Source organism: Enterobacter sp. 6722112 (assembly GCF_058661685.1).
In genome coordinates this window covers 3,382,331-3,408,625 of sequence record NZ_JBZWGR010000007.1, presented here as the reverse complement: position 1 = coordinate 3,408,625, position 26,295 = coordinate 3,382,331, and the positions used below count along the sequence as shown (strand labels likewise).

At 54.9% G+C, this 26,295-nt stretch carries 25 protein-coding genes; 13 read left to right on the top strand and 12 right to left on the bottom strand.

Features of this window, described 5'->3' with window-relative positions; all coding sequences use genetic code 11:
• Positions 1 to 89: 89 nt before the first annotated feature.
• Positions 90 to 278 (bottom strand): con-10 family general stress protein, encoded by a 189-nt coding sequence (locus AC4OVU_RS17700; RefSeq protein WP_015571775.1) that lies wholly within the window; start codon positions 276 to 278, stop codon positions 90 to 92.
• A 453-nt stretch (positions 279 to 731) separates the two neighbouring features.
• On the opposite strand from AC4OVU_RS17700, the gene yjdI reads away from it, so the two are divergent.
• Together yjdI and AC4OVU_RS17690 are read left to right on the top strand one after the other, a co-directional pair.
• Positions 732 to 962, top strand: coding sequence for a 4Fe-4S mono-cluster protein YjdI (gene yjdI / locus AC4OVU_RS17695; RefSeq protein WP_015571774.1), 231 nt, complete (start codon positions 732 to 734; stop codon positions 960 to 962).
• A 10-nt stretch (positions 963 to 972) separates the two neighbouring features.
• Positions 973 to 1,245, top strand: a complete 273-nt coding sequence (locus tag AC4OVU_RS17690) for a GNAT family N-acetyltransferase (RefSeq protein ID WP_003862848.1) — start codon at positions 973 to 975, stop codon at positions 1,243 to 1,245.
• A gap of 595 nt (positions 1,246 to 1,840) precedes the next feature.
• Here the strand turns inward: AC4OVU_RS17690 and AC4OVU_RS17685 are convergent.
• Both AC4OVU_RS17685 and AC4OVU_RS17680 read right to left on the bottom strand, forming a co-directional pair.
• Positions 1,841 to 3,070 (bottom strand): amino acid permease, encoded by a 1,230-nt coding sequence (locus AC4OVU_RS17685; RefSeq protein ID WP_003862847.1) that lies wholly within the window; start codon positions 3,068 to 3,070, stop codon positions 1,841 to 1,843.
• Positions 3,071 to 3,186: 116 nt separating this feature from the next.
• Positions 3,187 to 3,651: a multidrug/biocide efflux PACE transporter gene (locus tag AC4OVU_RS17680; RefSeq protein WP_110292283.1), complete on the bottom strand. Its 465-nt coding sequence runs from the start codon at positions 3,649 to 3,651 to the stop codon at positions 3,187 to 3,189.
• A gap of 101 nt (positions 3,652 to 3,752) precedes the next feature.
• On the opposite strand from AC4OVU_RS17680, the gene AC4OVU_RS17675 reads away from it, so the two are divergent.
• The 3 genes from AC4OVU_RS17675 (at position 3,753) to AC4OVU_RS17665 (ending at position 6,891) form a co-directional block, all read left to right on the top strand.
• Positions 3,753 to 4,619, top strand: a complete 867-nt coding sequence (locus AC4OVU_RS17675; protein WP_015571771.1) for a LysR family transcriptional regulator — start codon at positions 3,753 to 3,755, stop codon at positions 4,617 to 4,619.
• Between the two features lie 92 nt (positions 4,620 to 4,711).
• The gene (locus AC4OVU_RS17670) at positions 4,712 to 5,890 is read left to right on the top strand and encodes an acetyl-CoA C-acetyltransferase (protein ID WP_015571770.1); all 1,179 of its coding nucleotides are present in this window, start codon (positions 4,712 to 4,714) and stop codon (positions 5,888 to 5,890) included.
• 317 nt (positions 5,891 to 6,207) lie between these two features.
• On the top strand, positions 6,208 to 6,891 hold the full coding sequence (locus tag AC4OVU_RS17665) for an oligogalacturonate-specific porin KdgM family protein (RefSeq protein ID WP_003862842.1): 684 nt from the start codon (positions 6,208 to 6,210) through the stop codon (positions 6,889 to 6,891).
• A 206-nt stretch (positions 6,892 to 7,097) separates the two neighbouring features.
• On the opposite strand, the gene AC4OVU_RS17660 is transcribed toward AC4OVU_RS17665, so the two are convergent.
• On the bottom strand, positions 7,098 to 8,273 hold the full coding sequence (locus AC4OVU_RS17660; RefSeq protein WP_023295371.1) for an oligogalacturonate lyase family protein: 1,176 nt from the start codon (positions 8,271 to 8,273) through the stop codon (positions 7,098 to 7,100).
• Between the two features lie 300 nt (positions 8,274 to 8,573).
• On the opposite strand from AC4OVU_RS17660, the gene kduI reads away from it, so the two are divergent.
• From kduI to araE, 3 genes are all read left to right on the top strand, one after another.
• Complete coding sequence (gene kduI / locus AC4OVU_RS17655) at positions 8,574 to 9,410, top strand: 5-dehydro-4-deoxy-D-glucuronate isomerase (protein ID WP_032649391.1); 837 nt, start codon at positions 8,574 to 8,576, stop codon at positions 9,408 to 9,410.
• 63 nt (positions 9,411 to 9,473) lie between these two features.
• Positions 9,474 to 10,235: a 2-dehydro-3-deoxy-D-gluconate 5-dehydrogenase KduD gene (gene kduD, locus AC4OVU_RS17650; RefSeq protein ID WP_063405182.1), complete on the top strand. Its 762-nt coding sequence runs from the start codon at positions 9,474 to 9,476 to the stop codon at positions 10,233 to 10,235.
• A 312-nt stretch (positions 10,236 to 10,547) separates the two neighbouring features.
• Positions 10,548 to 11,963, top strand: coding sequence for an arabinose-proton symporter AraE (gene araE, locus AC4OVU_RS17645; RefSeq protein WP_023304357.1), 1,416 nt, complete (start codon positions 10,548 to 10,550; stop codon positions 11,961 to 11,963).
• A gap of 84 nt (positions 11,964 to 12,047) precedes the next feature.
• Here araE and AC4OVU_RS17640 read toward each other — a convergent pair whose 3' ends face one another.
• The 5 genes from AC4OVU_RS17640 to AC4OVU_RS17620 all read right to left on the bottom strand — a co-directional run bounded on the left by AC4OVU_RS17640 (position 12,048) and on the right by AC4OVU_RS17620 (position 17,539).
• On the bottom strand, positions 12,048 to 13,334 hold the full coding sequence (locus tag AC4OVU_RS17640) for an ABC transporter substrate-binding protein (RefSeq protein WP_017382862.1): 1,287 nt from the start codon (positions 13,332 to 13,334) through the stop codon (positions 12,048 to 12,050).
• 13 nt (positions 13,335 to 13,347) lie between these two features.
• Positions 13,348 to 14,475, bottom strand: coding sequence for an ABC transporter ATP-binding protein (locus AC4OVU_RS17635; protein WP_491928759.1), 1,128 nt, complete (start codon positions 14,473 to 14,475; stop codon positions 13,348 to 13,350).
• 12 nt (positions 14,476 to 14,487) lie between these two features.
• Positions 14,488 to 15,390 carry a carbohydrate ABC transporter permease gene (locus AC4OVU_RS17630; protein ID WP_032649385.1) on the bottom strand — a complete coding sequence of 301 codons (903 nt, stop codon included), beginning with the start codon at positions 15,388 to 15,390 and terminating at the stop codon, positions 14,488 to 14,490.
• Complete coding sequence (locus tag AC4OVU_RS17625) at positions 15,383 to 16,273, bottom strand: carbohydrate ABC transporter permease (RefSeq protein ID WP_006811834.1); 891 nt, start codon at positions 16,271 to 16,273, stop codon at positions 15,383 to 15,385. The genes AC4OVU_RS17630 and AC4OVU_RS17625 overlap by 8 nt, the downstream gene beginning before the upstream one ends.
• 568 nt (positions 16,274 to 16,841) lie before the next feature.
• Positions 16,842 to 17,539, bottom strand: a protein-coding gene (locus AC4OVU_RS17620; protein WP_238023931.1) for an IS1-like element IS1A family transposase whose coding sequence is annotated in 2 segments (ribosomal slippage) — positions 16,842 to 17,290 and positions 17,290 to 17,539 — 699 coding nt in all. Because the reading frame shifts where the segments join, the coding sequence is not laid out codon by codon here.
• Positions 17,540 to 17,594: 55 nt separating this feature from the next.
• On the opposite strand from AC4OVU_RS17620, the gene wzz(fepE) reads away from it, so the two are divergent.
• Entirely contained in the window at positions 17,595 to 18,731 is a 1,137-nt protein-coding gene (gene wzz(fepE), locus AC4OVU_RS17615; protein WP_032669284.1) for an LPS O-antigen length regulator Wzz(fepE), read from the top strand.
• A gap of 33 nt (positions 18,732 to 18,764) precedes the next feature.
• Here wzz(fepE) and AC4OVU_RS17610 read toward each other — a convergent pair whose 3' ends face one another.
• Positions 18,765 to 19,088 (bottom strand): cupin domain-containing protein, encoded by a 324-nt coding sequence (locus AC4OVU_RS17610; RefSeq protein ID WP_110292284.1) that lies wholly within the window; start codon positions 19,086 to 19,088, stop codon positions 18,765 to 18,767.
• A 135-nt stretch (positions 19,089 to 19,223) separates the two neighbouring features.
• Here AC4OVU_RS17610 and AC4OVU_RS17605 point away from each other — a divergent pair, with 135 nt between their 5' ends.
• On the top strand, positions 19,224 to 19,916 hold the full coding sequence (locus AC4OVU_RS17605) for an aspartate/glutamate racemase (RefSeq protein ID WP_015571762.1): 693 nt from the start codon (positions 19,224 to 19,226) through the stop codon (positions 19,914 to 19,916).
• Here the strand turns inward: AC4OVU_RS17605 and AC4OVU_RS17600 are convergent.
• Positions 19,911 to 20,837, bottom strand: coding sequence for a LysR family transcriptional regulator (locus AC4OVU_RS17600; protein ID WP_047734891.1), 927 nt, complete (start codon positions 20,835 to 20,837; stop codon positions 19,911 to 19,913). The two genes, AC4OVU_RS17605 and AC4OVU_RS17600, sit on opposite strands and share 6 nt — an antisense overlap.
• A gap of 120 nt (positions 20,838 to 20,957) precedes the next feature.
• Here AC4OVU_RS17600 and lysA point away from each other — a divergent pair, with 120 nt between their 5' ends.
• Positions 20,958 to 22,220: a diaminopimelate decarboxylase gene (gene lysA / locus AC4OVU_RS17595; RefSeq protein ID WP_017692727.1), complete on the top strand. Its 1,263-nt coding sequence runs from the start codon at positions 20,958 to 20,960 to the stop codon at positions 22,218 to 22,220.
• On the opposite strand, the gene AC4OVU_RS17590 is transcribed toward lysA, so the two are convergent.
• Positions 22,190 to 23,227, bottom strand: coding sequence for a LacI family DNA-binding transcriptional regulator (locus AC4OVU_RS17590; RefSeq protein WP_003862814.1), 1,038 nt, complete (start codon positions 23,225 to 23,227; stop codon positions 22,190 to 22,192). The genes lysA and AC4OVU_RS17590 overlap by 31 nt on opposite strands.
• 299 nt (positions 23,228 to 23,526) lie before the next feature.
• On the opposite strand from AC4OVU_RS17590, the gene AC4OVU_RS17585 reads away from it, so the two are divergent.
• Together AC4OVU_RS17585 and AC4OVU_RS17580 are read left to right on the top strand one after the other, a co-directional pair.
• Positions 23,527 to 24,852, top strand: a complete 1,326-nt coding sequence (locus AC4OVU_RS17585) for a PTS sugar transporter subunit IIC (protein ID WP_032649375.1) — start codon at positions 23,527 to 23,529, stop codon at positions 24,850 to 24,852.
• Positions 24,853 to 24,859: 7 nt separating this feature from the next.
• Positions 24,860 to 26,287 carry a glycoside hydrolase family 1 protein gene (locus AC4OVU_RS17580; RefSeq protein WP_110292285.1) on the top strand — a complete coding sequence of 476 codons (1,428 nt, stop codon included), beginning with the start codon at positions 24,860 to 24,862 and terminating at the stop codon, positions 26,285 to 26,287.
• Positions 26,288 to 26,295: the final 8 nt, after the last annotated feature.

Sequence of the window (26,295 nt, the reverse complement as noted above, 5' to 3'; positions counted from 1 at the left end):
TTTTCGCTCCAGTGAAATAAAGGGAAGGTACTGCGAGCCGACGGGCCCGCAGCATGCTCTCGGTATATTTATAAGAGCTTTAAATAAGATCAGGAGTTATCAGATTTACGGCCTCCGCCGTGACTGCTCTGTCCCCCTTTCTTACCCGCTTCAGATGCGCGTTGCGGATCGTTTTTGAAATTACCGCCGCTGTGCTGGCCGCCTTTACGTCCAGCTTCTGATGCCTTTTCACGGTCTTCAGCGAAATTACCGGAACCACCACGATGTTGCTCTGCCATATATCAACCCTCATGTTGCGTTTATGTCAGGAGATACGATAAGTAATTCGTATCAGTTGTCGTTCAGAAATTAACATTAGTCGTTATGTGAGAAGAGTCAAATTTCTTGTCTGGGTTGTTTTGCGGTAATTTTGCAGGTAGTGAAGAAATACCGCTTCGTTACGAGTTTTAAAAACGGATGGGAAATCCATCAGTTAGATGAAAATAAATCCGGAGGTTAAGGTTGCGCTTAGCTAATAATCCTAATGTGAACGTGGCGTGAATTATTACAAGAATTGACACAGCGCAAAAATATATCTTCGCAACGGGTGTTCTTGTATTCGGAATAATCCTATGAGCGTGACGAAGTCATGCGCTGAAAAGAGTGTGGCTAAACCTCGTTTTTGACGTGGTCAGGTGGATCGGGTGAGGGTATGCTTCTTTTGTCACCACAATAATTACAGAGGCAATGTCATGGATCAGGAGCTACTGGATGCGGGGTACCGGGCCTATACCGGTGAGAAAATCGATGTCTACTTCAACACCGGGATCTGCAAACACTCGGGCAACTGCGTGCGCGGCAGCGCGAAGCTGTTCGATCTGAAGCGTAAACCATGGATCGCGCCGGATGAAGTAGATGCAGAAACGGTTATGCGCGTAATTGATACCTGCCCGAGCGGTGCGCTGAAGTACCGCCAAAAATAAGCGAGGAACCATGGAAATTCTTGAAGGCCATAACAAGTTTTACGTCAACGACGCCGAAGGCAATCAGGTAGCGGAGATCGTCTTTGTCCCGACCGGCGAGCATCTGAGCATCATTGAGCACACCGATGTGGATCCGAGCCTGAAAGGGCAGGGTGTGGGTAAACAGCTGGTGGCGAAGGTGGTAGAGAAGATGCGCGGTGAGAATCGTAAAATTATCCCGCTGTGTCCATTTGCGAAGCATGAGTTTGATAATACGCGGGAGTATGACGATATTCGGGCGTGACTTTCTGATAAAGCTTTCTTTGGCAGGACCGTAGAATTGTTCCGTTCACTACAGCATCTTTGCTATCTGAAACGCCCGCTGCGGTGAACGTGTTAAGGGGGCTATCGCCGCCCCCTTAACAATCCCGGCTCCCGGCAGGAAAATCGCCGCTTCGCGGTGCCCTCAACTTATTCCTTACGGCTTATCGGGGACGGGCGGAGGTAACGTCCGTGTAAAGCCGCCCTCGACGCGCATCCATGCGCGTCGCCCCGGCCTCCAGGAAACGATTCGGCGATTTTCAGCCGGACTCATCCCTGCTCCAGCTTCTTCATTGCCTGAATGGGGCACGGGTGTTGAGTCCCCGCTAAAATCGGCGAGCCGGAGACCGGATGACAAGGGCTGGGCGCCATGGATGGCGACCAGAGGCGAATCGAGACAGGATGTCGAGTTGAGCCGACCGCAGGCAGACGGTCGGGAGGTGAGCGCAGTGCGAAGCACCGATTTTCCGCGGGGCCGCGGGGATTGATAAGGGGGCCGCGGTGGCCCCCTTATCCCGTTCACAGGTTCAGGGGTAAGATTAACAACCAATCGTAAGGTGAACGGAAAAACGACACACTCAACCCACAAACATCACCGACACACACAGCACACCCACAATCAGCGTCAGCAGGTTACCGATGGAGCGGTACGGTTTTAATGACGGGATCAGGTACGTCGACAGCGTCGGCATGATGAACAGGATCATGGCGATAAGCGGACCGCTGATGGCGTAAATCATCGAGATGGCATTCGGGTTAATGCAGCAGACCGCAAAGGTAATCAGCGACACGCCGAGAATCGAAACCGCGCGGTTAAAGGCGCGACTTTTCTTCACACCCACCTGATTCAGCGACGATTTCACAATTTCCGTTGCCCCTTCAATCACGCCAAAATAGGTGCCGAGGAACGATTTCGACATCGCAATAATCGCCACGATAATGCCGGAAATGCCCAGCCATGCCGGGGAAGAAGGCATCATCGACAGCGCGGACAGGATCGTCACCCCTTCCTCTTTTGCCGCCACGATATACGACGGTGGAATCGAAAGCAGGCAACTGAATACAAAGAACAGCACGCTGAGGCAGATGATCAGGTACGCCACTTTCATGATTTTTTTGCATTTACCCATCGCCTCTTCACCGTATTTCTCGCGACGGTCTACGGCGAAGGTCGAGATGATCGGAGTATGGCTAAAAGCGAAAACCATCACCGGGATCGAAATCCACACCTGGTGCAGCGTATGCTGGTCGAAGGCCATCTGGCTGGTCAGCAGCGACGGCTGCCAGCTGCCCGTCAGATACAGCGAGACAAACAGAAAATAGGCGATCAGCGGAAAGACAAGGAAACCCATCACCTTAATGGTGATGTGCCGCCCCATCAGGAAGATCAGATTCAAAATCAGCACTACGCCAAAGCTCACCAGCATCCGCATGCCGGTATCCACCGTCATCCGTTTCGCCAGCTGTTCAGTGAGTGAGTTGGTTATCGCCACCGCGTAAATCAGAACTACCACAAAGAAGGCCACAAAATAGAGCGTGGTGATCAGGTTGCCGATCTTTTTGCCGTAGTAATGCGAAACGGCACCGGTGATCCCTTCGTTGCCTTTCGTCTTCGACGACAGAATAAATTGCGCCAGCGCTTTATGCGGCCAGTAGGTTAAGGGATACGCCACAAGGGCGGTGATCAGCAGGACAATCGCGCCAGCAGAGCCGAGCTGAATGGGCAAGAACAGGGTTCCTGCGCCCACGGCAGTGCCGTAGAGGGCGAAACTCCAGAGAGTCTCTTCTTTTGACCAAATTTTCGACATTAGAGCAACGTATCAACTATAAAACGAACAAAAAGGAGTGCAATTTACCATAATTATGCGTTGAGGTCGCCGTTGCTTCGCAGGGGGTGGGCCGGAGCAGGTCTCCGGCCGGAAGGTTATTCGCTTGCCAGGGCGCGTCGTTGCTGGCGGCGCTTGATGATTTTCTCCCGCAGGGTGTCGTACGCCCAGTTGTAGAGCATGGCGTACGGCAGGAAGAACAGAAAGAAACCAATTTCCAGGGTAAAAGCCTGGAGCAGCGTCACGCCCAGCACGGCGGCAACGATGGTTACGCCAATCACAATAAAGCCGCATTCAAAACCCAGGGCATGCAGGGCGCGCACTTTCGCCGTGCGCTTCACCCGCTGGACGGGCCAGAAACGGTCGAAGCCAAAGTTATAGATAATGTTCCAGAGCATTGCCGTGGTCGCCAGAATAATGGTGAGACCCCCCATTTCAACCACCGAGCGCTTCATTAGCCACGCGGCCGTCGGGGCGAGGATCGCCGTAGCAATGCCTTCAAAACAGACGGCATGGAAGATCCGCTCCGGCAATTTACGTTGGAGTGCATCCTGATGTTGCATATTTACCTCATATAGACGCCAGTATGGGCGTTGATGCGGCCTATTCTTATCGTTTAAGGTGATATATAAAAGATGGTATCCATCGATAAAGTAGATACATCATGCGTTACTCTCCCGAAGCACTGACCGCGTTTGTTGAAACTGTGGCCGCAGGTTCGTTTTCTGCTGCGGCACGGCGGCTGCGTAAAAGCCAGTCCACCATCAGCACCTCCATTGCCAACCTTGAAGCTGACCTTGGCTTTGAGCTGTTCGATCGCTCGGCGCGTCATCCGGTATTAACCGCACAGGGTGAACAGGTGCTGGGCTATGTCCAGTCGATACTCGCCGCCAGCGCGCGCCTGGATGAGCTGGCCGTATCTTTAACCGCGCAAACGGAGGCGCGTTTTACCTTTGTTCTCTCCGATACGCTTAACCCGGCCGTGCTGGAAGAGATGATGAGCCAGTTCGACCAGCGTTTTCCGCACACGGAATTTGAGTGCCTGATTGGAGAAGAGGAGGACGTGATCGATCTGCTGCAAAAGGAGCGGGCGCAAATTGGCCTGACGGAAGCGCGCGACAGCTACCCGACCGATATTGGCGCGACCCGTCTGCCCATGCAGACGCGGATGGCCATCTACGTTTCTGCCGGACATCCTCTGGCAGGGCAACATGAGACACAGGCGGACGAGCTGCATGGCTGGCGCGAGCTGCGGTTGAGCACCTATCTTGAACGGGAAGCGCCCCTTTCGCGCGGGCCGGTCTGGTCTGCGCCGAATTATCTGTTACTGCTGAGCATGGCGGTACAGGGCTTTGGCTGGTGCGCGTTACCCTGCGCGCTGGTCGACGAATTTGCCGCGTCGAAATCGCTGGTGCAGCTGAACGTGCCGGGCTGGCCGAGGTCGATTGCCATCGATCTGGTATGGAACAAACGAACCCCGCCCGGCGTCGCCGGAAGCTGGCTGCGCCAGTACTTACAGGACGCACGATAATCCTGTGACTAAACTCACTAATTTTAAACATTTGCGTCAATTGTTGATAACAATCCTCTACTATCGTCATGTCATTTTGCACAGAGGTCGTGATGAAAGATGTCGTTATAGTGGGTGCGTTACGTACGGCTATCGGCTGTTTTCAGGGAGCGCTTGCGCGTCACTCTGCGGTTGATCTTGGCAGCGTGGTGGTAAGAGCGCTGGTGGAACGCAGCGGGATTGCCGCACATGAAATTGATGAGGTGATCCTGGGCCAGGTGCTGACCGCTGGCGCGGGACAAAACCCTGCGCGCCAGGCGGCGCTGAAGGGCGGCCTGCCTAATACCGTTTCGGCAATAACCATTAACGACGTCTGTGGTTCAGGTTTGAAAGCGCTCCATCTTGCAACGCAGGCCATCCAGTGTGGTGAAGCGGATGTGGTCATTGCCGGCGGGCAGGAGAATATGAGCCGCGCCCCGCATGTCCTGACCGACAGCCGGACCGGCGCGCAGCTCGGGAACAGTCAGCTGCTTGACAGCCTGGTTCACGACGGGCTGTGGGACGCCTTCAACGACTACCATATGGGCGTAACGGCGGAAAACCTGGCGCGGGAATACGGTATCAGCCGCGAGCTTCAGGATGCATATGCCCTCAGCTCACAGCAAAAAGCGCGTGCAGCGATCGACTCCGGGCGTTTTCGCGATGAAATTGTCCCGGTCAGTACCCAGCGCCAGAACGGTGAAGCGCTCATCGTCGATACCGACGAGCAGCCGCGCACCGATGCCAGCGCAGAAGGGCTGGCAAAACTCGATCCGGCCTTTGAAACGCTCGGTTCCGTAACGGCAGGCAACGCCTCATCCATTAACGACGGTGCGGCGGCGGTGATGATGATGAGTGAAAGCAAAGCCCAGGAGCTGGCGCTGCCGGTGCTGGCGCGGATCAAAGCGTTTGCCAGCGTGGGCGTTGATCCCGCGTTAATGGGGATCGCCCCGGTCTATGCCACGCGCCGCTGCCTGGAGCGGGCGGGCTGGGAGTTGAACGATGTGGATCTGATTGAGGTCAACGAAGCTTTTGCTGCACAGGCGATCTCGGTCGGGAAAATGCTGGAATGGGATCCGCTGCGGGTCAACGTCAACGGCGGAGCCATCGCGCTGGGCCATCCCATTGGCGCCTCCGGCTGCCGCATTCTGGTGTCGCTGGTCCACGAAATGAAAAAGCGTAACGCCCGAAAAGGGATCGCAACGCTCTGTATTGGCGGGGGGCAGGGGGTGGCCCTGGCTATCGAACGGTAATTTCTCCCTCTGCGCACAGAAAACCTCCCACGGGAGGTTTTTTTGTGTCCGCAGAATCCTTTTTTAACACTTATGCGTTCTTTCTGAAGCCCGCAATAATTATTGCGCGGTTAATTATTGGCTTTGTGAAGTGCTTAATGTGATCTCACGCCTGAAATTTACGGTTAATACCCTTTTTTTGTTGATGGGGTTCACGTCAATCTTTGCCAAAAAAAATGAAACAAATAATTTCGATCCTTGTCACTAAAATAACGGTGCATAAAAAATAAACTCAAGTTTCATAAAAACGAAACGTTATTTTAATTGAGGGTTTTTTCATGTTTAAGAAATCTCTGCTCCTTGCTTCCCTTATTAGTGCCTCTTTTGCGGCTAGCGCCGTTACCGTCGATCTGCGTCACGAATATATTGACAGCGGCTCGAATGCCGACCGTGTTGCCGTCTCGCACCGCTTTGATAATGGCTTTGGTTTTTCAGTCGAGGCGAAGTGGAAATCAGGCGGGGACAAGGCAGATCAGCCATTCGCGGATGTAGTGGGGAACGGTCACGAAGATCAGATTAGCTGGCGCTGGAAAGCGACAGACAATATCGCCCTGACCCCTGCGTTTACGATTGAAAGCACAGACAGTCGCACCATTTATAAACCGAATCTGCATGTGCAATATAGCTTCGATAATGGCTTCTACGTGGCTGCGCGTTACCGTTACGAATATACCCGCTACCCGTCAAGCTCAAATAAGGACGATGATAAAGTTAACCGTGGCGATGCGTGGGTCGGTTGGGTATTAGGTGACTGGCGTACCGAGCTGAACTATGTTTACGCGAAAAGTTCTGAAGGCGTGGCCCGAAATAACAATAAAGATTATTCCAACGAATATAATGCCAAGCTGGCCTACAAATGGGATAAAAACTGGGCGCCGTATGTGGAGGTGGGCAACGTGGGGGTTAAAGACACGGACGAACGCCAGACCCGGTTCCGTTTAGGCGTGGCGTACTCCTTCTGATAATTTATCTTCTTCGCTAAAACCGCCGGGTGGCGCTAACGCTTACCCGGCCTACACCTTCTTATCCGACCTACACCTTCCTTCCAATCCGTCGTTTCGTAGGCCGGGTAAGCGAAGCGCCACCCGGCAAAAAGCGCCGCGCAGTCACCCAAAAAAAAGCCCTCCGAATCGGAGGGCAAGGCCAGTTACAGAAACACTAACTCAAGTCAGGCATGCAACATTTCAGGTTGCTCAGGGAGTTTCGCGATATAGAGGGCCGGTTTGCCGTCTTTATCGGAACTGTACAGCACCGCTTTTTCGTCCGGCGTGAAGGACGGATGCGGGTGGGTTACCTGGCGGCTGTTCGCCACCGTAGCCCATGAGGTGTCATGACGGGCGATGCGGTAACAGGCTTTCTTCGTCACGTCAAAGGCATACAGATAAGGATCGTTATCAATGGTGTAGCCGCCGGTGTCTTTCACATCGACAGGCGTACCGGAGCCGTCGCCAACCAGCAGGGTGCCGTCGACGTTGCTCATCAGGTGCGAACAGGCGGGCATATTCATTACCGCTTCATTCACGCCGGTGTCCGGGTTGAAGCGGGAGATGGTGCGCCCTTGCTGACCTTTCAGGTAAGAAACGTAGATCAGCGCGGACCCGTCCGGCACCCAAAATTCATGTGTACAGCTTTCACCTTCCGCGTGCGTTTTCACTTTCCGCACGTTGCTGCCATCTTCGTTCACCAGCCACATGCGGGCGTCGACCAGGTCGTGCGGCCCTTCATGACAGAAGGCCACGGTATTGTCATCGAACGGGCGATAAATCGGATGTCCCAGCCAGATCTTCTCGTCATGAATGGTGGTGCTTTCACCCGTTTTCAGATCAACGCGCAGCAGGCGGCAGTGCGGCCCTTTGTGGAAGAAGTCGTGGAAAATTTTCCAGTCGTTGAGTGGCGTCCAGTCACGTCTGGCAATCTCAATACCCACCAGTTTGGTGCAGTCGCTGTTCGCGACCCAGGTGCCGTAGCCGACCCACTCTTCCGGGACGCGGTACACTTCGCGCTCTGCCAGCGTCTGTAAATCCACCTCCAGCAGGGTGCGATCGTTCTTCACATAGTAGAGGGATTTATCGTCCGGAGAGAGGAACCCGCCAAAGGTGTTATCACCCGCGCCTTCGGTCAACTGTACCGCTTCGGCGTTTTTCAGATCCAACAGGTAATAGTTCCAGTGACCGTCGAACTCCCCGGCGAACAGCAGGTGGCTGCCATCGTTAAAGAAGCACTTCTGGTAAAAGTAGTTGCGATGACAGGTTACTTCCGGTGGGGTCAGGCGGGTGACTTCCACGCCTGTATCCGGATCGCGGCTGACCTCATAGTTCAGCTTGACCCGCATACCTTTAGCCATAATGCACTCCTTTGAACGCGTAATGTAGGTTGAAAACTGGGTGTTAAATTATCAAAACGTTGTTTCATTATGTGTGACTGACAGCGCACTTTCTCAGTTTCATTAACCAGATTGAGGGTCTTAAAGATTTATCGTGATCGAAACACCATTTCTGGCATAAACAAGCAGAAAAAATGAAACGTTGTTTTAAATGCAATTGAAAACCCCGTGGTCAGGGGATAATATGTATTCATCACGAAAACGGAACGTTGTTTCGTTATTTATCTTTGCCTTCGGGCACGATCAATTCTGGAGGTTTACGTGGACGTCAGACAAAGCATCCACAGTGCGCACGCTAAAACGCTGGATACTCAGGGGCTGCGCAGTGAGTTTTTAGTTGAGCAAGTGTTCGAAGCCGACAAGTACACCATGGTCTACAGCCATATTGACCGCATTATTGTGGGCGGGATTATGCCGGTAGCGAAAACCGTCTCCGTGGGCGGTGAAGTGGGCAAACAGCTGGGCGTGAGCTACTTCCTCGAACGCCGTGAACTGGGCGTGATTAACATCGGCGGGCCGGGCACCATTACCGTCGATGGCCAGTGCTACGAAATTGGTCACCGCGATGCGCTGTACGTCGGCAAAGGCGCGAAAGAAGTGATGTTCGCCAGCATTGATGGCAGCAAACCGGCGAAGTTTTACTACAACTGCGCCCCGGCTCATACGACTTACCCCACCAAAAAAGTCACGCCAGCGGACGTTGCCCCGGTGACCCTTGGCGATAACCTCACCAGCAACCGTCGCACCATCAACAAATACTTTGTTCCGGATGTGCTGGAAACCTGCCAGCTCAGCATGGGGCTGACCGAGCTTGCGCCGGGCAACCTGTGGAACACCATGCCGTGCCATACCCACGAGCGGCGCATGGAGGTCTACTTCTATTTCAACATGGATGAAGACGCCTGCGTGTTCCACATGATGGGACAGCCGCAGGAGACGCGCCATATCGTTATGCACAACGAGCAGGCGGTCATTTCGCCGAGCTGGTCTATCCACTCTGGTGTGGGAACGAAAGCCTATACCTTTATCTGGGGTATGGTCGGTGAAAACCAGGTCTTCGATGACATGGACCACGTCGCTGTTAAGGATCTGCGCTAGTCGCAGGCAGTTAAGTATATATCTGCCTGTTGCTGACAGGCGCTGAACGATTAAGGAATAAACATGATTCTGGATGCATTTTCTCTGCAAGGTAAAGTGGCTGTGGTTTCCGGTTGTGACACCGGGCTGGGGCAGGGTATGGCGTTAGGTCTGGCGGAAGCGGGCTGCGATATCGTCGGGATTAACATCGTTGAGCCAACGGAAACCATCGAGCGCGTCACCGCGCTGGGCCGCCGTTTCCTGAGCCTGACCGCGGACCTGCGCAAAATCGATGCGATCCCTGAGCTGCTGGATCGCGCGGTGGCGGAGTTTGGGCATATCGATATTCTGGTCAACAACGCCGGCCTGATCCGTCGTGAAGACGCGATTAACTTCAGCGAAACGGACTGGGACGACGTGATGAATCTGAACATCAAGAGCGTGTTCTTTATGTCCCAGGCGGCTGCGAAGCACTTCATCGCCCATGGGAAAGGGGGCAAGATCATCAATATTGCCTCCATGCTCTCTTTCCAGGGCGGCATCCGCGTGCCGTCTTACACCGCATCGAAGAGTGCCGTGATGGGCGTGACCCGTCTGCTGGCGAACGAGTGGGCGCAGCACAACATCAACGTCAACGCGATTGCGCCGGGCTACATGGCCACCAACAATACCCAGCAGCTGCGTGCGGATGAAGAGCGCAGTGCAGCTATCCTGGAGCGTATTCCAGCGGGCCGCTGGGGTCTGCCGAGCGATCTGATGGGCCCGGTTGTGTTCCTGGCGTCCCCGGCTTCGGATTACATTAACGGCTACACCGTTGCCGTTGACGGCGGCTGGCTGGCACGATAATTCAGCCCGAATCAAGAACCTCTGCCCTCGGGTGGAGGTTTTTTTTGCGCCAAAATTGGCTTTATCCATATCCTTAAAGATGAAAAATCCATACTGAAAAGGAATGAATGACAGGTATCACACATTTATTGCTTAAATATTAACTAATTAATAAAAAATAAGGTTAAACCACCCTGATTTTAAATTGTAATGTCCATCACAGATCGGTATGTCGTAGCGAAATAATCCATATCTTCACCAGTTCCGGCCTGACACTTTCTTCCGGTATCTCGTAATTTCACTTAACGAATTTCGCTGTTGAGGCAGGAAACTATGACATCTGTAAATGACTCTACCCTTATGCCCGCTGCGCTGCGCGATACCCGACGCATGAACCAGTTTGTTTCTGTTGCGGCCGCCGTAGCCGGTTTACTGTTTGGTCTGGATATCGGCGTTATCGCTGGCGCACTGCCCTTTATTACCGACCACTTTACGTTAAGCAACCGCCTGCAAGAGTGGGTGGTGAGCAGCATGATGCTGGGTGCGGCCATCGGCGCACTGTTTAATGGCTGGCTGTCGTTCCGTCTCGGGCGCAAATACAGCCTGATGGTCGGGGCGATCCTGTTTGTTGCCGGCTCTCTTGGTTCAGCGTTTGCAACCAACGTTGAAGTGCTGCTGCTCTCCCGCGTGCTGCTGGGCGTGGCGGTGGGTATCGCGTCCTACACCGCGCCGCTTTACCTCTCCGAAATGGCGAGTGAAAACGTGCGCGGGAAGATGATCAGCATGTACCAGCTGATGGTGACGCTCGGTATCGTGCTGGCGTTCCTGTCGGATACGTACTTCAGCTACAGCGGCAACTGGCGGGCAATGCTTGGCGTGCTGGCGCTGCCTGCGGTGCTGCTGATTGTGTTAGTCATTTTCCTGCCGAACAGCCCGCGCTGGCTGGCGCAAAAAGGGCGTCACGTGGAGGCGGAAGAGGTGCTGCGAATGCTGCGCGACACGTCTGAAAAAGCGCGTGAAGAGCTGAACGAAATCCGCGAGAGCCTGAAGCTGAAGCAGGGCGGCTGGTCGCTGTTTAAGGCAAACCGCAACGTGCGCCGCGCGGTGTTCCTCGGCATGCTGTTACAGGCGATGCAGCAGTTCACGGGGATGAACATCATCATGTATTACGCCCCACGCATCTTTAAAATGGCCGGTTTTACCACCACCGAACAGCAGATGATCGCCACGCTGGTGGTAGGGCTGACCTTTATGTTCGCCACCTTTATCGCGGTGTTCACCGTTGATAAGGCCGGACGTAAACCGGCCCTGAAAATTGGCTTTAGCGTGATGGCGCTCGGCACCTTAATACTCGGCTACTGCCTGATGCAGTTCGATAACGGCACGGCGTCAAGCGGCCTCTCCTGGCTCTCCGTCGGCATGACCATGATGTGCATCGCCGGTTACGCGATGAGCGCCGCGCCGGTGGTGTGGATCCTGTGCTCTGAAATTCAGCCGCTGAAATGCCGTGACTTTGGTATCACCTGTTCCACCACCACCAACTGGGTGTCGAACATGATCATTGGCGCGACCTTCCTGACGCTGCTGGATGCGATTGGCGCGGCAGGCACCTTCTGGCTCTATACAGTGCTGAACGTGGCATTTATCGGCGTGACCTTCTGGCTGATTCCGGAAACCAAAGGCGTGACCCTGGAGCATATTGAACGCAAGCTGATGAGAGGGGAGAAACTACGTAATATCGGCGTGTAATGTCATTGCCCGGTGGCGCTTCGCTTACCGGGCCTACGATAGCCTGTAGGCCGGGTAAGGCGTAGCCGCCACCCGGCTTTGTGTTTACCGCATCGCACGTCTCAAAATACGCTCCGCCTGACGCTGGAAGTCAGCGGCCGTCTCTTCCACGGTTTTCTGCCCGTAGTCGATATACTGCAAAGAGGTACCGAACTGCGCCACAATCTGTGGGTCGTCAAAGTATGGCGAGACGGTGAGTTTCGCCGGCAGCGACTGCGCCAGGCGCAGGCCCGCCACGGATGGATCGTCCTCTTTAATGGTGCCGTCTTCGGTCAGATACTGCACCGCCACTTTGCTCAACGGCACGCCGCGCTCAAGACCCAGCGTATCAACCCCTTCTTTGCTGTTGAGCAGGAAGTTAATCAGCTTCGCTGCCGCTTCCGGGTTTTTGGTCGTCTTACCAATCGACAGCATCTGCGCCGGTTTGAAGAACAGACCCGCGTCGGTGGCGCCCGGTAGCATTGGGTAGCTGCCCAGCTCCAGTTTCGCCGGTGGCTTCAGGTTGTCGGAATATTTGTTGATGGTGGAGTTCCACATGTAGGTGCCGCCCCATTCACCCTGGATCCACGGCTTCATCTCATACATGTTGCTCTTACCGAACGAGGCATAGTATTTGGTGTCCGGCATGACGTGGCTGTCGATCAGCTTTTTGTAGGTCTGGAAAAACTCCACCCACTGTTCCTTTGTGTAGCTGAACTTTTTGGTTTTCTCATCCACCGCAGGAATGTTGTACTTCTGGATCATGTACGAATTCAGCAGCGCCAGCGTATCCTGGTGCTCCAGGATCACCGGGTAGTATTGCTTGCCGAGCTTGCTCTCGAAGGTTTTACCGGCCGCCATCAGCTCGTCCCAGGTTTTCGGGTACGCAATACCCGCTTTTTTCCAGGTTTCGTCATTGAAGTAGAACACGCGCGCCGTCACCGAGATCGGAATGCCGTTCAGCTTGCCGTCCACGGTGGTGGTTTGCAGCTCTTTGGGATCGAACTGCGACAGGTCGATCACGTCCTTCATCTTGTTCAGATCGTAGAAGCCATCACCGGTTTTGGAGAAGATCGGCAGCCAGTTCCAGTTGGTCTGCATCACGTCCGGCTCGGTGCCGCCCGCAATCTGGGTGGTCAGACGGGAGAGGTGACCGTCCCAGCCGGTGTATTCCGCTTTTACGTTGATGTCCGGGTTCTGCTTATGGAACTCTTCCAGCGCTTTCAGAGTGACCTGGTGACGGCCATTGCCGCCCCACCAGGACATCCGTAAATCCACATTCTGCGCCATCGATGGCAAAGCGGTAAGGCCGAGGGTCGCGGAGATTGCTGCGCTTAAAAGCACTTTTTTCATTTTTATCACTCCATCAGAGAGAGAGGTTCTGTTCAGTTTTTGCGTCAAAAATATGACACTTGTTCATCTCAAACGTGAAATACACCTTACGATAAAGCCCTTTATCAATCATTGGCTTAGCTTCATCGGACGGGATTCGGGCGGTCAGTTCGTAGTCCGCGACCTTCAGGTACACAAAGAATTCGTGGCCCATGTTCTCCACGCGCACCATCTCCCCGCTACAGCCGCCATTCGGGAAGGGCTCATCAGAGAGCGACACAAATTCCGGGCGCACGCCGTAGAAGATCTCCTGACCCGCGTAAGCCGCGACTTTCTCCTGCTTCTCCGCGTTCAGCGGCATGGTTTCATCGCCAATGGCGATGTGCAGCTGGCCCGCTTTTTCGACCAGCACGCTTTTGCGTATATTCATCTCCGGCGCGCCGATAAAGCCCGCCACGAACATGTTCTTCGGCTTGTGGTAGAGGTTGTCCGGCGTGTCCACCTGCATGATATGGCCGAGCTTCATCACGCAGATGCGGTCGCCCATGGTCATCGCTTCGGTCTGGTCGTGGGTCACGTAAACGGTGGTCGCCGGTTTTCCTGACTTCTTCAACTGCTTGTGCAGGTCAGAAATACGGATACGCATCGAAGCGCGCAGTTTGGCGTCGAGGTTTGAAAGCGGCTCAACGAACAGGAACACATCCGGCTTTTTCACAATCGCACGGCCTACCGCCACGCGCTGCGCCTGGCCGCCGGAAAGCTGGCGCGGCAGGCGGTCGAGCAGCTCTTCCAGCTCAAGAATTTTGGCGGCTTCATTCACCTGAGACTCAATCTGATCTTTCGGCAGTTTGCTCAGCTTGAGACCAAAGGCCAGATTCTCGCGCACCGTCATGTGCGGATAGAGGGCGTAGTTCTGGAACACCATTGCAATACCGCGCTCTTTCGGCGCGAGGTTGTTCACGATCTTGTCGCCGATGCGCACCTCGCCGCCGCTGATGGTTTCCAGCCCCGCCAGCATGCGCAGGGTCGTGGATTTGGCGCAGCCGGATGGGCCGACGATCACCATGAATTCCCCTTCAGCAATTTTAAGATCGATAGCGTGTACCGCTTTAAAGCCGTTGGAGTAGACCTTTTCCAGCTTGTTGAAAATAACTTCAGCCATGGTATTTCCCTCTTAACCTTTAATTCCGCTGCTGGTGACGCCCTGTACGAAGTAGCGCTGTGCCAGGAAGAAGACAATGATGGATGGCAGAATGGAGATGCTCGCCATTGCCAGAATTTCGTTCCACGGCGCGCCTTCGGTGACGTCGATGGACATTTTCAGCGCCAGTGCGATGGGGTATTTATCCACGCTGTAGACGTAAATCAGCGGCCCGATAAAGTCGTTCATGGACCACATGAACTGGAACAGGGCGACGGAGATAATGGCCGGTTTCAGGATCGGCACCACCACGTACCACAGCACCTGAATGGAGTTACAGCCGTCTATCTGCGCCGCCTCTTCCATGTCACGCGGGACGCCGCGCAGGAACTGGATCAGCATGAAGACGAAGAACCCCTGAGTGGCGAAGGCCAGCGGCAGGTACAGCGGCATATAGCTGTTGAGCATGCCCATTTCACGGAACATCAGGTACTGCGGGATCAGCAGCACGGTGCTGGGCAGCAGCATGGTGGTGATTAGCGTGGCGAACCAGAACTTCTTCCACGGGATCTCGAAGCGGGCAAAGCCGTACGCCACGATGGTGGAGGAGATAATGGTCAGGATCACTTTCGGGATCACATACTTAAAGGTATTCAGCATGTAATGGCCGAAGTTGTACTCGGTCCCGGTTTTCCAGCCGTTCACGAAACCATCCCAGGTGGCGTGGGCTGGCCACAGGCTCAGGGTGGTGAAGATCTCGTGGTTCGGTTTGAACGACGCGGAGAACATCCACACCAGCGGGTAAAGCATCAGCAGGCCGACAGCCAGCAGGATCACATAGCGAACGGTGGCGTTGATTTTCTCTCTGCGCAGCGTGCGGGCCACTTCGCGTTCGGCGACGCTTCTTGCCGTGGAGAGTTGTTGAATATCAGCCATTTTTGCCTCCTTTATCGGCGGAGTAGAACACCCAGTATTTCGACGACTTAAAGGCGATACCGGCGAAGACAGCCACCACCAGGAACAGGACCCACGCCAGCGCCGCGCCATAGCCCATATCGAAATACTTAAACGCGGTGTCGTAGATGTAGAGCGAGAACAGATAGGTCGAATAGGTTGGCCCGCCGCCGGTAATCACGTACGGCCCGGTAAATTCCTGGAACGCCTGCGTGGTCTGCATGATGAAGTTGAAGAAGATCACCGGCGTAATCAGCGGCACGGTCACCTTCATGAACATCTGCCATTTCGATGCGCCATCGATCATCGCCGCTTCATACTGGGACTGCGGGACGTTTTGCAGCGCGGCCAGGAAGATGACCATCGCGGAACCGAACTGCCAGACACGTAGCAGGGTAACGGACATCAGCGCCAGCGACGGCTCGCCCAGCCAGTTCACCGGATCAAAGCCAAATACACCGATAAAGCTGTTCAGCAGACCATCAATGGCAAATAAGGCGCGCCACAATACGGCAATGGCGACGGAACTGCCGAGGATCGACGGAATATAGTAGGCCGTTCGGAAAAAGCCGATGCCGCGTAATTTAAAGTTCAGGACAAAGGCAATGCCTAATGCAAAGGCGAGCTTTAACGGGATGGTTAAAAATACATAGGCAAAGGTCACGCCCATGGATTTCCAGAAGAGCGTGTCTTCGGTAAACATGTAGCGATAGTTTTCAATGCCGTTAAACACCGGCGGACTCATCAAATCGTAATCCGTAAAGCTGAGGAAAAACGATGAGACGAAGGGGAATGCCGTAAAGAGTATCAGCCCGATGATGTAGGGTGATATCCATGCGAGCCCCAGCAGCTTGTTTTCATTCATACATACCTACCTGGCAATCAATGGTTTAATACGAAATCTGCTTTGTTACATTTTCCCAGGCCTGCGATGCGCGGCATGAGAGCTCAAATTCAGGGTGCAACGTCTGGCAACGGCGAAATCTATGTTTGTTTTTTAACGCTTTTTTGTCTTTCTTTGTGCTGTAAGCGCTTCTGGTTTCAAAAGAGATGAACCGGCGTTCTTGGATACTAAAACATCGTTTTATTTTATATTATTGCGATTTATTTCTGCGTCATTCGCTTAATGGTGGAAATGTGATCGGCGTCGAAACGCTGTTTCAATATAGTGAGGGAGGTGGCATTTTTGACTTTTCACGAAGCTTTGCCGCCGGCCATGAGGAAGAGATAACGAAGCAAAAAGGGAGCGGGAATAAGAATAGTCACGCAGCGTGGCTAACTACCAGATCTGATAGCAGGTCTACAGATGTACCAATTCGTCATTCAGATAATTCTTACATTCTTGTATGATTTGTTACACCGGAACCAGTCAGGCAGAATTTCACTGCATCCTTAAAAGAAGAACAGTTATGTCAGCGGGTAATGACTCCAACTTATTGATAGTGTTTTATGTTCAGATAATGCCCGATGACTTTGTCATGCAGCTCCACCGATTTTGAGAACGACAGCGACTTCCGTCCCAGCCGTGCTAGGTGCTGCCTCAGATTCAGGTTATGCCGCTCAATTCGCTGCGTATATCGCTTGCTGATTACGTGCAGCTTTCCCTTCAGGCGGGATTCATACAGCGGCCAGCCATCCGTCATCCATATCACCACGTCAAAGGGTGACAGCAGGCTCATAAGACGCCCCAGCGTCGCCATAGTGCGTTCACCGAATACGTGCGCAACAACCGTCTTCCGGAGACTGTCATACGCGTAAAACAGCCAGCGCTGGCGCGATTTAGCCCCGACATAGCCCCACTGTTCGTCCATTTCCGCGCAGACGATGACGTCACTGCCCGGCTGTATGCGCGAGGTTACCGACTGCGGCCTGAGTTTTTTAAGTGACGTAAAATCGTGTTGAGGCCAACGCCCATAATGCGGGCAGTTGCCCGGCATCCAACGCCATTCATGGCCATATCAATGATTTTCTGGTGCGTACCGGGTTGAGAAGCGGCGTAAGTGAACTGCAGTTGCCATGTTTTACGGCAGTGAGAGCAGAGATAGCGCTGATGTCCGGCGGTGCTTTTGCCGTTACGCACCACCCCGTCAGTAGCTGAACAGGAGGGACAGCTGATAGAAACAGAAGCCACTGGAGCACCTCAAAAACACCATCATACACTAAATCAGTAAGTTGGCAGCATCACCATGTCAGCGATGGATTTCAAAAAACATACGGATCTCAACTTTCCTCACTATGCTCCCCCGGCGGTCAGCGCTAAAGAAATAGATCTTCTGGGTCTGCTGGACGTCCTGCTGGCAGCAAAAAAACGCATCATCACCATTGTCTTTGCATTTGCACTGGTCGGCCTGGCAATTGCCTTTCTGATACCGCAAAAATGGACCAGTAAAGCGGTCATTACGCCCGCGGAACAGACGCAGTGGAGTTCGCTACGCCAGATGATGGTGGCGCTCCAGGTGCTTGATGTCGACGTGAAAATTACCCGTGCGGATGTGTTTAATCTGTTTGTTAAAAAGTTTCAGTCCCAGTCTCTGCTTGAAGAGTACATGAAGAGCTCACCTTACGTGATGGCTCAGCTCGATGGCGCTCAGGTTGACCCGCTGGAGCTGCACCGCGCGGTGGTCAATATTGCCGAAAAGATGAAAGCCGTTGATAACACGCAGGAAAAAAATGCCGATAAAGCACCGTACCTCTCCTGGACGTTAAGCTTCACTGCCCCAACGGCAGAGGACGCGCAGAAAGTGTTGAATGGTTACATTCAGTACATCTCCCGCATCGTCGAGCAGGAGACCATGCAAAACATTCGCGATCAGCTGATTCTGAGAACCAAAACGGTTCAGCAGCAGCTGGAGCTGGATCGGGTCCGTCTGACAAATATCCATAATACCAACCTGCAACGCCTGAACTACTCGCTGGAAGTGGCGAACGCGGCAGGGATCAAAAAGCCGGTCTACAGCAATGGACAGGCGGTGAAAGACGATCCGGATTATTCCGTCGCCCTCGGTGCGGACGGGATTGCGCAGAAATTGCAGATTGAAAAAAATCTGAAGGACGTTTCTGAGCTGAACGCCGATTTCCAGAACCGCGAATACTATCTGGCACAGCTGCAAAAACTTTCCTTCGAAGATGTGAGCCTGGAGCCGTTCAAATACCAGCTTTCACCTTCTATGCCGGTGAAAAAAGATGGCCCGGGCAAAGCCCTGATCGTGCTGCTGGCGTGTATTCTGGGTGGACTGTTCGCCTGTGGCAGCGTGCTGCTGCGCGAGGCAATGAGCACCCGCAACCCGCTGCCGGAACAACTTCCTGAGCCGGTTACGGAATAACTTCAAAAAAGGCGCTCAACTGAGCGCCTTTTTTTATTTCAGGAAATCTTCGCGTACCGGCGTAAAGGTATCCAGCAGGGTGCCGGGTTTCAGGCAAACGCAGCCGTGCATCACGTGCGGCGCTTTATAGAGGGTGTCGCCCGCCGTCACCACATGCTTCTCCTCGCCAATGGTGAACTCAAATTCCCCCGAGAGAACGTAGGTGAGCTGCTCATGCGGGTGGTTATGCATCGGGCCAATCGCGCCTTGTTCGAAATTCACTTCCACCGCCATCATCCTGCCGTCGTGCGCCAGAATACGACGCGACACGCCGTTGCCCAGATCCTCAAGCGTGGTCTCTTTATGGAAAATAAACATATTTTCGCCCTGTTATGTAATGAAACATTGTTTCATTTAACTTATCGCACCCGCAGCGAAAAGGAAACGTTTAGCCAAATAACTGGAAAGGCGATCACAAGTTTGCTTCACTGGGTGAAACGCACAGGAGGAAAGATGAAAACGATCGGTCTGTTAGGGGGCATGAGCTGGGAATCAACAATCCCGTACTACCGCCTGATTAATGAAGGCGTCAAACAGCGTCTGGGCGGTCTGCATTCGGCCAGCCTGCTGCTGCACAGCGTGGATTTCCATGAAATAGAAGCCTGCCAGTCGAGCGGGGAGTGGGACAAAGCGGGGCAGATGCTGGCGGACGCCGCGCTTGGGCTGGAGCGTGCGGGCGCGCAGGGTATTCTGCTGTGTACCAATACCATGCATAAGGTGGCGTCGCACATTGAAGACCGCTGTTCGCTGCCGTTCTTACATATCGCGGATGCCACCGGGCGTGCCATACGTGCCGCCGGCATGACGCGCGTGGCGCTGCTGGGGACGCGCTACACCATGGAGCAGGATTTTTACCGCGGGCGGCTGAACAGCCAGTTCGGGATTGAAAGCCTGATCCCTGAAGAGGCTGACCGGGCGCGCATTAACCAGATTATTTTTGATGAGCTGTGTCTGGGCACCTTCAGCGAAACGTCGCGCGCATGGTACGTCAGCGTGATTGAGAAACTGGCGCAGCAGGGGGCGGAAGGGGTTATCTTCGGCTGTACCGAAATTGGCCTGCTGGTGCCGGCAGACCAAAGCCCGATAACGGTCTTCGATACCGCCGCCATCCATGCCGCGGATGCGGTGGAGTTCATGCTGTCATAGTGGTTTTTGCAGGTCAGGTAAGCGAAGCGCCACCTGACGCGCGTGCGCAATCAGGTGTTCACTAAAGGCATCAACCAGCGCTGAGGCGGGCCGGTGCAGCGGGCGGATCAGGCTCACGGTAAAGGGAACGGAAACGCTAAAACGGCGCAGAACCACGCCGCTGCTGGCGTAGTCCATGGCCGTGAGCGGGTTCACCACCGAAATACCCACGCCCGCGCGCACCATCGCGCAAATAGACGCCGCACTGTGCGTTTCCATCACCATCCGCCGCTTCACCTGATGTTCGGCAAACAGGCCATCCAGAAGCTGCCGGTAGCTGTCGGTCTGCGACAGGCTGATATAGTTCTCACCGTGAAAATCCGCCGGGATCAGCTCCGCTTTGTGGGCAAGCGGATGGCAGGCAGGCAGCACGCAGACCTCATCCAGCGACAGCAGCTCCGTGCGTTCCGTTCCCGCTGGCGTGACGAGGGTTTCGGTCAGACCCAGATCGTGGCGCTGGGCCGAAAGCCACTCCTCCAGCAGCGGCGACTCCTGCGGCACGATGGTCAGGCTGACCTCCGGATAGCGGGCCAGAAACGGCTGTAACAGTACCGGCAGGAATGACTGGGAAAAGACCGGCAGGCAGACGATGGACAGCTCGCCCTGGCGGAACTCCCTCAGGCTCTCTGCCGCGCTCACGATCCTGTCCAGCCCGTACCAGGAGCGCTGAACCTCCTCAAACAGGCGTAAACCCTGCACCGTTGGATGCAGCCTGCCGCGGGCGCGTTCAAACAGCTTCAGCCCCAGCACTTTCTCAAAACGCGCCAGCTCGCGGCTGACCGTCGGCTGCGAGGTGTGCAGCATGTGCGCGGCTTCAGTGAGATTGCCGGTGGTCATTACCGCATGAAAAATCTCGATATGGCGTAGGTTAACGGCGGGCATAGGGCACCTGATGGCTGAGCGTAGTCCATATCATTTTTGCATAGACTCACGATAAAACGATATTTTTTATTCTCTTCAGGCTATGGCGTAATGATAAAAAACAGATTTCCGGAGACGACCATGCCACGCCCACTCAACCAGACCGAGACCGATTTGAATGCCGATAACCTGCTGCGCCTGCCTGCCGAATTCGGCTGCCCGGTGTGGGTCTACGATGCGCAGATTGTCCGCGAGAAGATCGCCGCGCTGCATCAGTTTGACGTGGTGCGTTTTGCGCAGAAGGCCTGCTCCAATATTCATATTCTGCGCCTGATGCGCGAGCAGGGCGTGAAGGTTGACTCCGTATCGCTGGGTGAAATCGAACGTGCGCTGGCGGCCGGGTTTGATCCGAAAGCCGACAGCGACGCGATCGTCTTCACCGCTGACCTGATTGACGACGCCACGCTGGCGCGCGTGCACGAGCTGCAAATCCCGGTCAATGCCGGTTCGGTGGATATGCTGGAACAGCTTGGGCAGGTCTCTCCTGGCCATCGCGTCTGGCTGCGCATCAACCCGGGCTTTGGTCACGGTCACAGTCAGAAAACCAACACCGGGGGCGAAAACAGCAAGCACGGCATCTGGTATGCCGATATGCCTGCGGCGCTGGAGGTTTTACAACGCTACAACCTCAAGCTGGTGGGCATTCACATGCATATCGGGTCCGGCGTCGATTACGGCCATCTTGAGCAGGTCTGTGGCGCCATGGTGCGTCAGGTTATCGATTTTGGTCAGGATCTGGAGGCGATCTCCGCCGGGGGAGGGCTTTCGATTCCTTACCGCGAAGGGGAAGAGGCGATCGACACGGATCACTATTACGGCCTGTGGAGCGCCGCGCGTGACAGCATCGCCGCCCATCTGGGCCATGCGGTGAAGCTGGAGATTGAGCCGGGTCGTTTCCTGGTTGCCGAGGCCGGCGTGCTGGTGGCGCAGGTGCGGAGCGTGAAGGAGATGGGAAGCCGTCACTTTGTGCTGATTGATGCTGGCTTCAACGATCTGATGCGCCCGTCCATGTACGGCAGTTATCATCACATCACCGCGCTTGCCGCCGATGGCCGCGATCTGGTCAACGCCCCGCGCATCGAGACCGTTGTTGCCGGCCCGCTGTGTGAATCCGGTGACGTCTTTACTCAGCAGGAAGGCGGGAAAGTCGAAACCCGTTCGCTGCCAGAGGTAAAACCGGGAGATTATCTGGTGCTGCATGATACCGGTGCGTACGGGGCGTCTATGTCTTCCAACTACAATAGCCGCCCGCTGCTGCCGGAAGTGCTGTTTGATAACGGCGTGGCGCGGCTGATTCGCCGTCGCCAGACCATTCAGGAGCTGCTGGCGTTAGAGCTGGTCTGATTAAACCAGGGCCCCGTCGTCACCGAATCGCGTAACACCAGCGTGCCGGTGAACGGCGGGATCGCTTCAACCGGCTGGTTTTTTGCCAGCCGGATCGCCTGGTCGATCGCCGTGACGATCATGTTGTCGATCGGCAGATACACCGACGACAGGGCAGGCTCCAGCCACTTTGCGCTGGGGGCATCGTCAAAACCAAACAGCGAAATATCCTGCGGGATCTTCAGCCCGGCCTGGTGTAATGCTTTGGAGGCGCCCAGGGCCATATCATCGTTACAGGCAAACAGGGCGCTGAACGATGTCTTTTCCGCAATCAGCTCCTTACACAGCTCGTAACCCCGCGTCATGCCTGCATCGCCGTATTTAATCCGCCGCTCGTCGAGACGAATACCGTGCTTCTCCAGCGCCTTACGGTAGCCCATCAGTCGCGCTTTACCCGTTGGCGTGTGGATCGGGACGGTGATACAGGCGATCTCCCGGTGGCCCTGGCTTATCAGGTAATCCACCGCTTTGAAGGCTGCGTCCTGCTGTTCAAAGAAGACGCAGCGATCCGCCGCCTGGCTCACTTCACGGTTAATGATCACCAGCGGCGTCTGCACGCTGTTGATCAGCTTCAGGATCGTCTTTTCGCTCATGTAACGCGTATACAGCACGATGGCGTCGCACTTGCGATCGGCGAGCATCTGGACCGCCTGTTCTTCCTGCTCAGGGGCGTCGTGACCGTCGGTAACAATCAGCTGTTTTCCGTGCTTTTCGGTCTGCCGTGACGCCTGCTGTAGCAAACGACCAAAGTAAAAACCGTCGAACGTCGAGACGACCAGACCAATGCTGTTGCTGGTCTGGTTAGCCAGCGAACGCGCGAGAAAGTTCGGACGATAGCCCAGCTCCTCCATCGCGCGAAATACCTGCTGACGCGTGCTCTCTTTAACCTGACCTGTGCCGTTCAGCACGCGCGAAACGGTGGCCTTCGACACGCCCGCACGCAGTGAGACATCCAGCATTGTTGCCATTCGAAATTCCTGTTTCCACGTAATGGTTTGCAGTTTAACACAGACCATCCGGCGCATAAGCGACGTGGGAAGGGCAAAACCCCATAACGATCACGCTTTTCGGTAACGATCCTCGCCCGCGGGATAAATGCCTGTCATTGGCATGCCAAAATGGTGATAAATCGCAATCTGGAATACCTCTTACCTCATTGAGAGCTTAATCACAGAACAAAGCGCCTGTGGACGCTATTTTTGGCATACCAATAGTATCCGGCTGTCCATCTTATTCAATAAAAGCCCTTTTACTGAGGTATTACCCTATGGCATTTCAGGAAAAACTGATCGACGCTCTGGGCAGTTTTGCCACCACCTTCAACAGCTATCGCTATATCCAGGCGATTAAGTCTGCGTTTATTACCTTAATGCCGGTCATCATTGTGGGGGCGTTCTCGGTACTGATCTCCAATATGGTGCTGGATCCGAAAAACGGCCTGGCGAGCTTTCAGTCGCTGTCGTTTCTGGCGGCGTTAAAGCCGATCACCAGCGCGCTCAACTATGCCACGCTCAACTTTCTCAACATCGGCGCGGTGTTTTTAATCGGCATTGAGCTGGGGCGTATTAACGGCATTAAGTCCCTGTTCCCCGGCCTGCTGGCGGTGATCTGCTTTATCTGCGTGACGCCGACCACGGTGGAAATGCTGGTGGACGGCGAGATGCACGTGGTGAAAGACGTGCTGCTGCGCCAGTTCTCGGATACCCGCAGCCTGTTCCTCGGCATGTTTATCGCCATCCTGTCAGTGGAGATTTACTGCTGGCTGGAAAACCGCAAGGGGCTGAAAATCAGGATGCCAGACACGGTGCCGCCGAACGTCGCCGCGTCGTTCTCTGCGCTGATCCCGGCCATTATCACCACCACCGCCATTGCGACTTTTGGCTTCGTGTTTCATCGGGTTACCGGAATGTATCTCTACGACGCGGTTTACCAGGTGGTGCAACAGCCGCTGGAGCGCGTGGTGCAAAGCCTGCCGGGGATCCTGCTGCTGATGTTTGTCGCCCAGCTGTTCTGGGTGATTGGTATTCACGGCAACCAGATGATCAAGCCGATCCGCGAGCCGCTGCTGCTGGGGGCGATCACCGTTAACATGAGCGCGTTCGAGCAGGGCAAAGAGGTGCCAAACATCATCACCATGCCGTTCTGGGACGTCTATATGAGCATCGGCGGCTCAGGTCTGACCATCGGCCTGCTGATAGCCGTCATGATTGCCACCAAACGTAAAGAGATGAAGGAGATCGCCAAGCTCTCCATCGGCCCGGGTATTTTTAACATCAACGAGCCGGTGATCTTCGGGATGCCAGTCATGCTCAACCCGATCCTGGCTATCCCGTTCATCATCACGCCGCTGGTGACGGGCTCGATTGGCTACTTTGCCACCGTGACCGGATTTGCCGGGAAAGCCGTGGTGATGGTGCCCTGGACCACGCCGCCGCTGATCAACGCCTGGCTGTCAACCGCGGGCTCCATGGGGGCGGTGATCACCCAGTTTATCTGCATCGTGACCGCGGTGATTATCTATCTGCCGTTTGTGAAAATTGCCTCACGCCGCGCAGATCAGGCCGCACTGCAACAAGCCACCGATAACGCATGAGGACAGGATGAGCATAAAACAGATAACCATACCGCCAGATTTTATGCTGGGCGCGGCGGCATCGGCCTGGCAGACCGAGGGCTGGAGCGGCAAAAAGCCGGGGCAGGATTCGTGGATCGATCTCTGGTACAAGAACGATCGTCACGTCTGGCACAACGGCTACGGCCCGGCGGTGGCAACCGACTTTATCAATCGCTTTCGCGAAGACGTGGCGCTGATGAAGCAGGCGGGACTGACGCACTATCGCACCTCGATCAACTGGTCGCGCTTTTTGACCGACTATGAAAACGCCACCGTAGATGAAGAGTACGCCGCCTATTACGACGCGCTGTTCGATGAAATGCACCGTCAGGGCATTGAGCCGATGATCTGCCTGGAACACTACGAATTGCCGGGCGTGCTGCTGGAGACCTACGGCGGCTGGGCGTCGAAGCACGTCGTCGAGCTGTTCGTTCGCTATGCGGAAAAGGTGTTTGAGCGCTTTCACGGCAAAGTCACCCGCTGGTTTACCTTCAACGAGCCGATTGTGGTCCAGACGCGCGTCTACCTCGACGCGCTGCGCTGGCCCTATGAGCAGAACACCAGCACCTGGATGCAGTGGAACCACCATAAGGTGCTGGCGACGGCGAAAGTGGTGAAGCTGTTTCGCGAGAAAGGGTATGACGGCTCGGTGGGCTGTATTCTTAACCCGGAAGTGACCTATCCGCGCTCGCGCGCGCCGCATGACGTGCGGGCGGCAGAGATGTACGATCTGTTCTATAACCGCGTCTTTCTCGACCCGCTGGTGCACGGGCGCTATCCGCAGGCGCTTTTTACCCTGCTGGCGCAGCATCAGGTGCAGTGGGAATACACGGCTGACGAGCTGGCGCTGATTGCCGACAACACCGTCGACGAGCTGGGCATTAACCTCTATTACCCGCATCGCGTCAAAGCCCCGTCCCGCGCCTGGCACCTGGAGACGCCGTTCCACCCGGCGTACTACTACGAGCCGTTCGAGCTGCCGGGGCGGAGGATGAACACCTCCCGCGGCTGGGAGATCTTCCCGCGCATTATTTACGATATGGCGATGCGGATTAAAAACGAGTATCGCAACATTGACTGGTTTGTGGCGGAAAGCGGGATGGGCGTGGAGAACGAAGCGGAGTTTCGCAATCGCGACGGCATTATCGATGACGCATACCGCATCGCGTTTATCAGCGAACATCTTTATTACACGCTGCTGGCGCGGGAGGCGGGGGCTAACTGCCACGGCTATATGCTGTGGGCCTTCACCGACAACGTCTCCCCGATGAACGCGTTTAAAAACCGCTACGGGCTTATTGAGATCGACCTTGAAAACCATCGCGCACGGCGGGCAAAGAAATCGGCATCCTGGTTTCGCCAGCTGCGCGATGAGCATGTGCTGACGCTCAGGGTTGACGATGAATGGAAGTAAGCCTTCTG